This is a genomic window from Nocardia sp. CC213A, assembly GCF_030766805.1.
Taxonomy (GTDB): Bacteria; Actinomycetota; Actinomycetes; order Mycobacteriales; family Mycobacteriaceae; genus Nocardia; species Nocardia otitidiscaviarum.
Genome location: NZ_JASFXA010000016.1, coordinates 58,386 through 71,011, shown reverse-complemented (window position 1 = coordinate 71,011; position 12,626 = coordinate 58,386). Strand labels below are relative to the sequence as shown.

At 72.2% G+C, this 12,626-nt stretch carries 6 protein-coding genes; 2 read left to right on the top strand and 4 right to left on the bottom strand.

All coding sequences use genetic code 11. The features are described from left to right. Positions 1–558 precede the first annotated feature (558 nt). A complete protein-coding gene (locus QJS31_RS26205; RefSeq protein ID WP_306358022.1) occupies positions 559–2,928 on the bottom strand; it encodes a hypothetical protein in 2,370 nt (789 codons plus the stop codon). Positions 2,929–3,359: 431 nt separating this feature from the next. Between QJS31_RS26205 and QJS31_RS26200 the strand changes: the two genes are divergently transcribed. Further along, positions 3,360–4,577, top strand: a complete 1,218-nt coding sequence (locus tag QJS31_RS26200) for a polysaccharide biosynthesis protein (RefSeq protein WP_306358021.1) — start codon at positions 3,360–3,362, stop codon at positions 4,575–4,577. 248 nt (positions 4,578–4,825) lie between these two features. On the opposite strand, the gene QJS31_RS26195 is transcribed toward QJS31_RS26200, so the two are convergent. Beyond that, positions 4,826–5,983, bottom strand: coding sequence for a DUF3068 domain-containing protein (locus QJS31_RS26195; protein WP_306357984.1), 1,158 nt, complete (start codon positions 5,981–5,983; stop codon positions 4,826–4,828). 549 nt (positions 5,984–6,532) lie between these two features. Between QJS31_RS26195 and QJS31_RS26190 the strand changes: the two genes are divergently transcribed. Then, positions 6,533–7,591 (top strand): acyltransferase, encoded by a 1,059-nt coding sequence (locus QJS31_RS26190; RefSeq protein WP_282785494.1) that lies wholly within the window; start codon positions 6,533–6,535, stop codon positions 7,589–7,591. 66 nt (positions 7,592–7,657) lie between these two features. Here QJS31_RS26190 and QJS31_RS26185 read toward each other — a convergent pair whose 3' ends face one another. Together QJS31_RS26185 and QJS31_RS26180 are read right to left on the bottom strand one after the other, a co-directional pair. Further along, positions 7,658–12,499, bottom strand: a complete 4,842-nt coding sequence (locus QJS31_RS26185) for an alpha-(1->3)-arabinofuranosyltransferase (protein WP_306357983.1) — start codon at positions 12,497–12,499, stop codon at positions 7,658–7,660. Then, positions 12,453–12,623: a DUF2613 domain-containing protein gene (locus tag QJS31_RS26180; RefSeq protein WP_081592797.1), complete on the bottom strand. Its 171-nt coding sequence runs from the start codon at positions 12,621–12,623 to the stop codon at positions 12,453–12,455. Before QJS31_RS26180 ends, QJS31_RS26185 begins: the two co-directional genes overlap by 47 nt. Between the last annotated feature and the right edge of the window lie 3 nt (positions 12,624–12,626).

Sequence of the window (12,626 nt, the reverse complement as noted above, 5' to 3'; positions counted from 1 at the left end):
GCCGGGTGGCTGTCGTACCACGACATGCGTTGTCGCCGCGGCGGCCGGGCGTGCGTCACTCGGGTGCATGTCGTGGCACCGACGGCGACGACCCGTCGACAGCCTCGTCCGCACTCCTCCAGCCCGCGACTCGTGCGTGGTGGGCGCGCGGATGTGCTCAGGAATGACGGGCGGTTTCGGACCGAGCGATGCGGCGAGGGGGCGCGTGAGTGCCCTGCGGCCGGCGGGGCTGACCAGCCGATGCGGGCGGCTCTGCTGGGGCGGATGTCAGGGGGTGGCCGGCCGGGTGTGGGTTGCGCCCGGCGGTATGGGTTGAACGCTGCGAGGGTTGCTGCGTCGGGTAGGGCTGACCGGGCGCTGCCGGGGGGCCTGTGGGTGCGGGTGTGCTCGGGGGTGGCGGATGGCTTGGTCTGGTGTATGGGTTGGGCGCGGCGGCGTGGTGTGAGCGTTGCCAGGGTTCCCGCGACGAGTCGGGCCGACCTGGTGCGGGCGGCTCCGGCGGGGGCGGCGTTCAGGCGGACCGGCGCTGCGGCGGTTCTGGTGGGTGCGGATGTGCGCTCAGGAGGCGGCGGACGGTCCGGTCGGGTGCGTGGGTTGCGCGCGGCGGCGTGGTGTGAGCGCTGCCAGGGTTCCCGCGACGAGTAGGGCTGCCCAGGCGAGGTGGGCGGCTCCGGAGGTGCGGCGGGTGGCCGGGGTGGCGTCGTGGGCGGTGATCGGGCCGGGGACGCGGTAGAGCTGGAGCGCCGGGGTGTAGTAGACCGGTTCCAGCTGTGCCAGTGTGGTTTTCGATTCACCGACCGGTCCGGGGGTGCCGCCCTCGACGAGCACCCAGCCGACGCCGAGCCGCGCCAGTTCGGTCGCGGAGCCGCCGCGCAGCAGCAACCGCTCGACCTCCCCGGCACGGGCTCCCTCGCCCGCCACCGTCGTGCCCCGAACCGGCAGCTCACCGGTCTGCAGGACATCGCGACGGAGCATGCGCGGCGCGGGGTCCAGCACCGGCGCGGGTCCGGAATAGCGGAACTTGCGGAACATGCCGCCCGGCAGCACCGCCACATCCCCCGGAGCGTCCACCAGTTCGGCCACCTCCCCCCACGCGGGCGGGTAGTGCACCGGCCGCAGCTCACCGCCCACACCCCAGGCGAGGTCGGGCAGGGCGGCGATCAGCAGGGCGATGAAAAGCACTGCGACAGCACCTGTTCGAGACCGGCTATCGCCGGGTACGGTCGTGGCCTCGATGCTGGTCGCATCCGCGACGGCGCTGCCGGTCGGGGTGTCGGACCCGAAGGCTGGGGCGCTGGTCGTGGTGTCCAGGACCGTGTCGCTGGCCGGGGTGTCCGGGGTGACGTTGCTTATCGGAATGCCCCGGGTGGTGTTGCCAGTGGGCGAGTCCGCGGCTGTGTCGCTGGTCGGAGTATCCGAGGTGGCACTGCTCATCGGAGTGTCCTGGGCGGTATCTCCGGCGTGCGCGTCCGGGGCGGTGTCTGCGGTAGGCGTATCCAGGTCAGGGGTACCCGTAATTGCGGTCGACGTGGCGTTGTCGGAGGGTGCGGTGCCAGCGGCGAACGTAGGCGACGTGATGCTGTCGGCCGCTGGCTCGGGTGCGGTGCGGTCGGCAGGCGGCGTCGAAGAGTCGCTGCCGCCGGGCGCGTTCGCCGCAGGGTCGTGGTCGGGCGCATCCGGGGCAGGGCCGCCAGCGGAGGCAGGTGAGGTCGCGGGTCGGGGCGCGTCTTCGAATGCGTTGCGGGGCTTGTCATCACCTTCCGCGGCTGCGGCGGGTGGCGGCGTGGTGGGGACGCTCGCGACGACCACTGTGGTGCTGCGGTCGCGGAACAGCAGGCCGGCGGCGGTGTGGCAGCCGGCGGCGGCGCACAGGGCGAAGGCGGGCATCGCGAGTGCGACGTACTTCTGGGTGTCGCGCAGCAGTCCGGCGCCCGGGACGTGTTCGATCAGGGCTTCGCCGAGCGACAGGCCCCAGCCGGTCGCCGCCAGCGCGGGCAGCACGATGGCGAATCCCGCCAGGGCCAGCAGGATTCGGCGGATCCGCCGGGTATCGCGGGCCCCGGTGACCACCGTGCGCACACCGAGGGCGACGATGCTCAACAGCAGCAGGGTGCCGATCACGGCGAAGAACGTGGTGCGGGAGCCGGGGACCGCCGTGCTGTTCCAGATGCCGCCCAGCCCGGCCAGGCTGCCGAGCGTCCCCAGCCCGGGTTCCGCCCGCGCCGCGAAGGCCGCGACTCCGGCCGGGTCCGACGGCTCCGCGCCCGCCCCGGACAGCGCGGTGGCGGTGAGCCAGGGTGCCGCGGTGATCACCCACAGGCCAACCGCCCCTGCGAGATTGCGTCGTCCCACCACCAGCAGCGCCGTCGCCCCGGCGAGCAGCGACCCGGTCGGAGTCAGCCCGGCCGCCGCCAGGCAGCCGCCGAGCAGCGTCCAGTTTCGAGCCCGCTCCCACCGGCCGGAGCCCGCTTCACCACGAATCCGCTGCGCCAGCACCGCGATCCACGGCAGTGCCGCATACCCGGTCAGCAGGCTCCAGTGTCCCTGCAGAAGTCGTTCCGCGACATATGGATTCCACACGGCGACGGTGGCCGCCACCAACCGCGCTCCCGGCGAAGCCCCCAGCAGCTCCCGCGCCAGCACCGCCGCACCCCACCCCGCCAGCCACAGCGCCCCCACCAGGATCACCTTGACCACCACTCCGCCGTCGACCACCCCCGACAGCGCCGCGACCAACGCATCCTGCGGCACCGCCCGCGGCGCGGCATCCCCCACCCCCAATGCGGCATCCGTCAGGTACGACCGCGGCGTACTCACCGCATCCCGCAGCAACAGATACCCCGACCCCAGCAGCGGCCCCACCACCACCAGCGCCAGCACCAGGCTGTACCCCGCGGGCACCCACCGCCACCATCGCTCCCGGACCACCGCGCTCACGCCCAGCACCCTACGTTCACCGCCCGGGGGCCGACGCGGGCAACCATCCCCGGGCGGGTACCGCGCCGCCGACGCGAACACCCGTGTCGCGTCGATTGCCCGGGGGCCTCGCGGTAACAGTGGATTCGGCGGTCATATCGGCCGGTCGCATCTCCGCGGCGGGTCGCCCGGCCGTACCCGCCGTGCAGTGCACTGGTACGCGCCCGCCCCTGAGGCCGACGCCCTCGCTCATGGGGCCCGCAGCAGCAGCGAACCGTCGCACCCGGTGATCTCGTTCGCGACTCCCGCGCGGTGGGGGCCCTTCACAGGTTTCGGACGGGGTGGGGGCGGGTGGTGGGCGTGCGGGTGGGAGCATTGCCGATGTGTCCGCTGTACGCCGTCTGCCTGTTGTCGCGGATCTGACGTTGGTGACGGTCGGGGCCATGACGGCGAATGTCGCGGGCTATCTGCTGCAATTGCTGGCCAGCCGGTGGTTGGGGGTGTCGGGGTACAGCCCGTTCGCGAGTCTGCTGGCGGTGCAGTTGCTGTGCGCGGTTCCGGCGCTGGCCCTGCAGAACGTGGTGGCGCGGGAGGTGGTGCGCGGTGCGGGGATCGGTGCCGCGCGCGGGCTCGCGTGGCGCTGTGCGGCCCTGGTCGCCGCCGTGGCCGTGGTGTTGGTGCCGGTGGTGAGCACGGTGCTGGATGTCGGTGTCTGGGCGTCGGCCGCCGCGCTCGGTGCCGCGCCGGTGCTGGTCCTGCTCTCCGGTGAGCAGGGGATTTTGCAGGGGCAGCGCCGCTTCCGCGAGCTGGCCACCGTGCTCGGCGGTGCGGGAGTCGCCCGCGTGACACCCGCGATCATCGTGCTCGCGATCGGAGGCGGCACGTCCGCGGCCCTGTGGGCGGCCGCCGCCGGCATCGCGGTCGCCGCCGTCTCGGCCCGCCTCGCCGCCGGGGGTGCGCATACCGTGACGGAACCGTCCGCGCGGGTACGGTCCCCGGACTCGCGTCCGGCGTCGGCAAGGGCCGAACAGTGGCCGATTACCGCCGAATCCGAAGCGGTGGGGGTGGTGGCGGTGCTGCGGGCGGCGCAGTTGCAGGCCGCGCTCATGGCGTTGTCGTCGGCGGATCTGATCGTGTCCCGGATCGTGCTGGAGACCGATGATGCCGGTCGGTACGCGTTGGGCGCGGTGGCTACCAAGATCGCTTTCTGGCTGCCGCAGGCGGTGGGTGTGGTGCTGTATCCGCGGATGGCGCAGCCGCGGCATTCGGCGCAGGCGGTGCGCTCCGCGCTCGCGGTGCTGTCGGCCATCGGCGTGCTCGCGGTGGCGGGGGCGGCGGTCGCCGCCCCGCTGGCCCCGTTGTTCGCGGGTCAGGACTACGCCCCGGTGCAGGGCCTGCTGTGGCTGTTCGCTCTCGACGGGGCACTGCTGGCGGTGTTGCAGGCCGCCCTGCTCTCCGCCATCGCGGCCGACCGCACCGCGCCCGCCGCCCTCACCTGGCTGGGCCTGGCCGCTGGGGTGGCCGCCATGCTCACCCTCGCCCACTCCGTCCTCGGCCTCATCACCATCGCCACCACCACCGCCGCGATCACCACCGCCGTCATCGCCGCGCTCGCCCTGGGCGCGACCCGCCGCCCGCGGCCGGTCACGACCTCCACCTGACGGTTCCGGCTTCCGTAGGGGCGGCCTCTCATTCGAAACGCGACCTCGATCAGGACGGCTCCCCCTTCGCGATCGCGGGCCCCGATCGGTGCGGCGGCCCTGGTTCGCGAGTCGCCTTGATTCGTGCGGTGGCCCCGATCCGCGAGGGCGGCCCCGCTGTCCCCTTCGTGCTGACAACGGCCCGCGAAACGACGACGGCTCCCCACCTGTCACAGGTGGGGAGCCGCTGGTTCGGGATCAGTCCGAGATCAGGGTTTCTTCTCGGTGTCGATCTTGCCGATGTCGATCTGCTGCGTCGGCGCGTCCGAGAACGCGTCACCGGAACCCGGCCGCGGACCGGCACCCGAGCGGGCCGCGCCGCGGCGCACCGGATCCTTGCCGCCGCCGAGCAGGCCCAGCACCAGACCCGCGATCAGGGCGATGGCGCCCAGGACGCCGAAGATGATCGGCATGACGCGGCCGTAGAGGGCCAGCTTGTCGGTGTTCTCCTTGGCGACCGCGATCTGCGACTCGATGGTGTTCTCGTCGAAGACCAGTTCACCCTTGAGCACGGTGACCTCGGGGTTGTCGGCGCTGCGCGCGTAGTACTGGTAGATCTTCTCGCCGCCCTTGATGACGGTGCCGGTCTGCGGCTCCACCCACACGTCACGGGTGTTGGTGTACCAGCGGGTCATGGTGACCGGCTCTTCGCCTTCCAGCCCCCACTTGGCGGCGGGCAGGCTCAGCTTGTTGGTCGGCGAGTTCACCACGGTGGAGAGGTCGACGGGCGGGATCGTCTGCGAGAAGTGGTAGACCTTCGTGTTGTTGATCTCCGTCTCCTCGACGAAGTTGATGTCGTAGGTCTGCCGGGCGTTGACGTCGAAGTACGGGTACGTCTTCTTCTCGGTGCCGATCGGGAAGCGGTACTGCAGACCGGTGTGCTGGACCGGGTCCATCACGGTCTGACCGTTCTTGTCCACGGTCGCGCCGATCGCGCCGTTCGGGCCGCCGTCGACCTCGTCGACCGGCATACCGGTCTTGCGGTCCACGGTGACCCGGTCGATGGACGCCGTCAGCAGGCCGGTGTCGCCCTGCTTGTCGGTGCGGCGCAGCGTCTGACCGGCCTGAATGGTCAGGATCTCCGCGCTGACCGGCTCCTCGATGGTCAGGAAGCGCTGCGAGAACAGCGGCACGTTGGTGTCGACCTTCGCCGCGCCCTCGGGGGAGGTCAGCGACTTGGCGTCGAGGACCTCACCGGCGTTCTCGGGTCCATTGGTCGCGACAGTGGTGATCTCCAGGTCGAGCGGCGTCTTGGCGAGCTGATTGACCGTATAGGTGGGGATCATCACCGCGGCGACGAGCAGCATCGCGCCCAACCCCACGAGTAGGCAGGCTACTGTCCTTCTGGTACCGGCACTCAGTGCCATGCAGGTTCTCCTCGTCGTCGAACAGGTCGTTCCGGCGCGGTACTGCGGTCGCCGCGCAGCACGCGTGAGCCCCGACACTAACAGTCCGGTCTGCCCTTACGCTGCGCCGAGGCCGGAAATCCCCGCGAAACGGCCCCAAGTCAAACACGGAGTGCTCACATCAGGCCAGACAAGGCACACTGGATCGCGATGACCACGACCCTGCACCCGTCCTCCGAACCCCTCCGACCGGTCGGTGAAGAAGCCGAATCCGCGCAGGTGGAGGGTGCAATCGAGTCGACTTCCACACCCGTCGGCGCGGGCGGGGACACGGCCGCACCGCCGCGCGGCGATTCCACCGGCGCGACCACTTCGGCTGCCACCGGCCCGACATCCGCGACATCATCTGCTTTCGCTATGGCACCGCGACACGGCGGCTCCGCGCCGACCGCGGCCCGACCCGCACCCGGCGATATCGACCAGCGGGCAGCCGCGGCGGTCTCCGGAGCCGAGGCGGCGGCACACCGGGCGCGGACATCACGGGCCGGATTCCTGCCCGCCTTGGAGGGCATGCGCGGGCTGGCGGCGCTCGGTGTGGTTGTCACCCACGTGGCATTCCAAACCGGGGCGACCAGTTTGCCAGTGGTGGGGCGTGTGCTGGAGCGGTTCGACATGGCTGTCGCGGTGTTCTTCGCACTGTCGGGATTCCTGCTCTGGCGGCCCCACGCCGCCGCGGCGCGCGGACTCGGCACCGCGCCCACCGCGCGGCGGTACCTGCTGCATCGTGCGGCCCGCATCCTGCCCGCGTACTGGGCGGTGGTCTGTGCGGTGCTGATCCTGCTGCCGACCGCGGCGAGCACCGCCGGATTCCGGGTGTGGCTGGCGAATCTCGGCCTGGTGCAGGTATTCGTGCCGCTCACCCTGACCGACGGGCTCACCCAGATGTGGAGTCTGTCGGTGGAGATGGCGTTCTATCTGGTGCTGCCGCTGCTGGCCTTCGCGGTGGCGTGGCTGCGCGGGGAGCGGGCGCGCTGGCGGGTGCCGGTGCTGCTCGCCTTCGGAACACTGTGTCTGACTTGGAATCTCATTCCGGTGCCGACCCCGGACGCCATCAACTCCGACAACTGGCTGCCCGGCTACCTGCCCTGGTTCGCCGCGGGCATGCTGCTGGCCGAACTGGCCGACCTGGCGGTGCCGCGGCTGCGCCGCCTCGCCGGGAATCCGTGGATTCTGTGGCCGATCGCGGCCGCGGCCCTGCTGCTCTCGGCCACCGATCTGGGCGGCCTGCCCGGACTCACCCGGGGTGCGCCCTGGCAGTACGTCATGAAGATGGCCTTCGGCGCGATCATCGGCTTCACCCTGCTCGCCCCCCTGGTGCTGCGCCCCGATATCCGCCACCGTTGGCTGGAGAGCCGCACCGCCGCCATGCTCGGCCGCTGGTCCTACGGCGTCTTCCTCTGGCACCTGGCCGTACTCTCCATCGTCTTCCCGGTCTTCGCCATCGTCCCCTTCAGCGGCGACTTCCCCCAGGTCCTCGCCCTCACCATCGCCCTCACCCTCCCCCTGGCCGCCGCCAGCTACGCCCTCATCGAGGAACCCGTCCGCCGCTGGGCGCGCCGCTTCGGCTGAGCATCGAGGGGGAACTGGTGGCGGGAACCTCTCGGGCGATGCCGCTACCAGTTCCCCCTCGATCTGTCAGCGGGGACGGCCCGGGGGGAGGGCGGCGACGGCGACCGCGATGACGGCGACGAGGGCGGGGAGTTGGGTCCAGAGGGAGCCGCCCATATAGGTCTCGGGGGAGCGCCAGGGGCCGGTGGAGAGCGCGGCGGCGGAGACGGCGGTGCCGCCTGCCGCCAGCGCGACGAGGATGCGGTCCCAGTGGCGTGGACGCAGGTGGCTGGCGACGAGAGCCGTTGCGGCGAGCGCTATTCCGACGGGTCCGGAGATCAGCCCCGCCGTGGCGGTGATTCCCAGTGCGCCCACGGTCCGGCTGCGCCAGGTGCGGGGCGCGGCCGAGTGCCTGGTGATCGCTGGGGTATCCGCCTCCGCGTACGGCTGGTCCGCGTTATGCGCGTGTGGCTCGGCCGCGTCACTCGCGAGTAGTTTGGCCGCAGCATCCGCGTGTGGCTCGGTCGCGTGACTCGCGGGCGGCTCGGCCGGACCGGTGCCGGGGGTGCGCAGCGCGCGCACGCGGTACGAGAGCCAGCCCCCTAGCGCGAGCACCGCGAGCGGCACCAGCAGGACCAGTCCACCGAAGATCGCGAGGCGGTACCAGCGGTCGGCGGGGAAGGAGACGGTGATGGGCCCCTCGGTATCCGCGGGAACCAGCCAGGCCTGCTGCCAGCCGTCGATCACCACCGGCTCGAGCGCGGTGCCGTCGGCGGTATGCGCCTCCCAGCCCACATTGGTGCTGAGCGGCAGCACCAGCAGACGCGTGCCGGGGGCGGCGCGGACACCGGTGGGGGCGGCGAAAGCGGCCGGAGGCGGGGTGGGAGCGGCTGCCGCACTCTCTTCCGTCGCCGGCGCGTACGAACCGCCCAGCGCGGCACGGTTCAGGCGCAGTTCGTCGACGGTGAAGAGTTCGGTCGGCGCGACCGTCACGTCCACCTGTCCGGCGGGCAGGCCGACCAGGTCGCCGCCGGTGCGGTCCCAGTCGTCATCGACCGGCAGGTCCGGCGCGTCGGCGGCCACTTCCTCGGGGGTGCACAGGCGCGCGGGCAGCGGTGCGCCGGAACGCAATTCGTCGATCGTGCCGGTCACTGAGGTGTGCAGGGTGCGGCCGGCCATGGCGATGGTCGGGCCGTTGGCGCAGTCCACGGTGATCGGTGTGCCCGGGTCTGCGGCGGCCGGGTAGTCGGGTCCGAGGACGGCGACCTCCGCCAGGCCGGGCGGCTGTTCCTGCGCGAAACCCAGTGCGGTGCGGTCGAGCACCGTATCCCAGGTGTGAATGCTGAGTTCGATGCGGTCGGTGACCTGTGGATGCAGGTCGACGCGGGAGGTGGCGCCGGAGTCGGGATCCACCTCGCGAATCTGCGGCCCGTCACCGAGATTCACCGATACCGAGGTCGGATGGGCGGGCAGTTCGCCCGGTGACGGTGTGATGGCGATGCCCGTCACCAGCGTCGGCTCGGGCAGTTCGATGACCAGGGTCGGCTTGGGCCCCAGGATGTTTCGCACCGTGGTCTCCGGCGCGACCCAGCTGGTGCGGGGATCGCCGTCGGTGGCCGCCACGGCCGCGCCCCGCGGATCGGCCACATCGGCGCGCCCGCGGGCGACGGGTCGGGTCGGATCGGAGAGCAGCCGCTCCAGCGCGGGTCCGGGCCGGGTGCGGACCATCAGCTCGGGCGATACGGCCAGCGGTTCGGGCACCGAGAGCATGCGCTCGAACACGCCGGGCTCCTCGGCGGCCAGTGCGAGTGCCTTACTGCATCGAATCCGGTCCGGTGCGTCGAAACAGGCGCTGCGGCCGGGGAATTCCTGGCCGAGCCGCCAGCCGTCGATCCAGGCGCCCGCCGGGGTGGGCGGCAGCACGATGCGATGCTGGATATCCACCCGCACGGGATCGTCGCGCCGCCCGTAGTCGTCGAGGGTGAGTTCGCTGATGCCGAACTGCCCACCGCCCGAGCCGTTCTCGGTCTGCCGGGCGGTGATCTTGACCCATTGTGTCCGTCCCGGCGGCAGTGAGATGTTCACCGGCGTACCGGGTTCGGCGACACGCGCGGACACCGTGCCGCGGGCCGTCGCCACCTCCAGCCACTTCACCGGCGAACCGATGGCGGCCCGGCTGGTGGTCACCCGCAGTGCGCCCGCGTCGATCGGTTCGTCCAGATCGAGCCGCAGCCACTGGCCGATGGCGGTCTGGGTGCCGTTGCTCAGCCAGCCGGTGGCCGGATCGCCGTCGACCACCGCGGCGGTGGAGCTGCCGGGCGCGGCACCGCCGAGCTGGGTGGCATCGCCCGCCGAACTGGAGACCGTGATCGTGGCCCCCGACCACTCCCCGCGCACCAGCTGCGCGCCGGGTACCGGATAGTCGGGTACCAGGTTGAAGGTCCGTCGCGGATCGCCCTCCGCGCGCACGGCCGAGCTGTGGTTGTCGACGCGCCCGAAATCGGTCTCCCGGGCCATGGGGGTATCGGTGACGGTGACCGCCTCGATGGGCAGTCCGGCCCGCTCCGCATCGGCGGCCAGCAGTGTCGGTCCGGCGGGGATACCGGGATCGCGGGCCAGCCGCTCCAGTACCTCCGGACCGCCCTGCACCACGGGCACACCGTCCAACGGCACCTCGTACGCACCCGGGAAGGACTCCGGCGCGCCTGTCCCGCTGTTGATGTCGGCGGGCGTGCCCACCGGCCGCGGCTGCACGCGGTAGATCTCGACAGCCGGATAGCCCGGCCGCAGGTCTCCGTCGGAGACCAGGCCGTCGGCCTTCCCGTTGGTGTCCACGGGATCGCCGAACTCCGCCACTTTGCGCAGTCCCGGCGAGCCCTCGATCGCCTGGTGCGCCAGCATGGGTCGCGTCGAGCGCGAGGTCTCCGGATCGAGATCGTTGCGCAGCACCAGCACGCCGATGCCCTGCTCGGCCAGCGTGGCCGCGAGTCCCGCCGACGGCCGCCCGTCGGCGATGAGGCGCTGTACCGAATCCATGGCGCGGATGGCGCCGGGGGGATTGAGCGGCACCGCGTCCCGGACCGCCCACGGGGTGCTCGCCAGGGCCTGGAGCGGTTCGTCGCGGGTCAGGCCCCACACCTGGCTGCCGAACGGCGCACCGGGCACCACCAGTGCGCGGGTGTCGGCGGCGTTGTGCGCCAACCACTGCGCGGTCTGCTTCCAGTAGCCCGGCACCTCGTCGTAGGCGCCGCGCGGGGCCAGCTTCCCGGTCCACGCCAGCGAGGTGGACAGCGCCAGGGCGGTGAGCACGAGCGCCGTCACCGCCACCATGCGGTGCCGTTCGGGATGGGCGAAGGCTTTGCGCCACACCGGCATCGGAACCGACGCGGGCAGCGGCACCCGGCTCAGCAGGTGTGCCAGGCCGACCACCAGCGGTATGCGGATGAGCGGTTCCAGTTTGTGCACATTGCGCAGCGGTGCGCCGCCGGAATCCAGGAACAGCCGCACCTGTTCGGCGAACGGGCCGCCCAACTGCCCGACGTAGCCGGCGCAGATGCCGACCAGGCCCACGCACAGGATCAGGACGAAACGGCCGCGCCAGGGCATGGAACGCAGGGCGAGTCCGGCCATGCCCGCGGCGGCGAGCATGCCGGTGGCGAGCACGGCGGCGGGCTGGGTCACCAGCACCGCACCGGCGATGCGCTCGGGGGAGACGAAGGGGGTCCAGCTGTCGGTGCCGCGCAGCACCTCCGCCAGGGAGGCCCACTGGGTGGTCACCCCGGCGGACTCGATGTAGTCCAGGAACGGCGGGCTCACCCGGCCGAGCAGCAGCAACGGAACGACCCACCAGCAGGTGGCGAGGGCCAGCAGCGGAATCCAGGCGCGGGTGAAGCGCCACCACAGTGGGTTGGGCCGGTAGGAGGCCCACCACAGCGCGGCGGGGAGGAAGGCGGCGGCCGTGGCGACGGCGTTGACCGAGCCCATGAGGGCCAGTGCGAACGCGCTGGCGGCGGGGGTCGTCGCGCCGCGCCACGGCCTGGGGTCGGTCGCGAGTCGGGACGACTCGTCGCCGCTGGGCGTGCGCGGGGAGGTCTCGGGTCGCGGCGCGCCGCCGGGCGCGGGCGTGAACCGCCGTGGCCGCAGTCTGCCCAGCATGGACGCCGCCGGGGGCTGGTGCTCGCCCGGCGCGGATGGCCCGAGCGCGGTCGTGCGGTGCGCGGGTCGCCCGGGTGCCGTCGCACCATGTGCGGGTCGATCGGAACCGGCCGTCGGGGTTGTGGGTTCCGCGGGTGCCGCCCCCGGGGGTGCGGGCTGGTCGGCCGTCACCGTTCGGCGGCGGGTCAGTGCCGCGCCCAGGGCGGCGGGGGCCAGCAGGACCCAGGGGGCGAGCATCATCGGGAGGGTTTCCGATGAGATCGAGCCGAGGGTGGTCAGCACGCGGGGGGAGAGGGCGAAGGCGGTGGCGGCGATGACGCGGGAGCCGCGGCTGCCGATGCCGAGGGTTTCGCAGAGGCGGACGATGCCCCAGAAGCCGGCGAGCAGCAGCAGCGCCCACCAGATGCGCTGCGTCACCCAGGCGGGCAGGCCGAGCCAGTGCCCGAGGGAGAAGAACGCCCCGTGCGGAAAGAAGTACCCGTACGCCTGGTTCTGCACCTGTCCCATGGGTGCCTGGGAACTCCACAGGTGGGCGGCGCGGGCGAGGAAGCCGAGCGGGTTCTGCGCCAGGTCGTATTTGGTGTCGGCGACGGTCTGGCCGGGGGCCTGCAGGAAGGTCAGCAGGAAGGCGGCGAGCACCGTGCCGATCAGCCAGCGCCGACCCAGCGGTGCGGTGGCCGGGGACCGGTCGGATAGACCGGTCCCGGCGGAATCAGCGGAGGTCAGTTCAGCGTGCGCCGTACTCGACGTTGTTGAGCAGCGAGCTCGAGGCATCTCCGCTGCGGTCGATGTCCGGGCGCGAGTTCTGGCTCGCCGCCATCGTCACCAGCAGCACGGCGACCAGTCCGAGCAGGGCTCCACCGGCAGCGCTCGCTACACCAGGGACGGCAAACTTCATCGC

Coding starts and splice junctions, on each gene's coding strand:
- QJS31_RS26180 (WP_081592797.1), bottom strand. CDS start 12,623: ATGAAGTTTGCCGTCCCTGGTGTAGCGAGCGCTGCCGGTGGAGCCCTG.
- QJS31_RS26185 (WP_306357983.1), bottom strand. CDS start 12,499: ATGCCTCGAGCTCGCTGCTCAACAACGTCGAGTACGGCGCACGCTGAA.
- QJS31_RS26195 (WP_306357984.1), bottom strand. CDS start 5,983: ATGGCACTGAGTGCCGGTACCAGAAGGACAGTAGCCTGCCTACTCGTG.
- QJS31_RS26190 (WP_282785494.1), top strand. CDS start 6,533: ATGCGCGGGCTGGCGGCGCTCGGTGTGGTTGTCACCCACGTGGCATTC.
- QJS31_RS26200 (WP_306358021.1), top strand. CDS start 3,360: ATGACGGCGAATGTCGCGGGCTATCTGCTGCAATTGCTGGCCAGCCGG.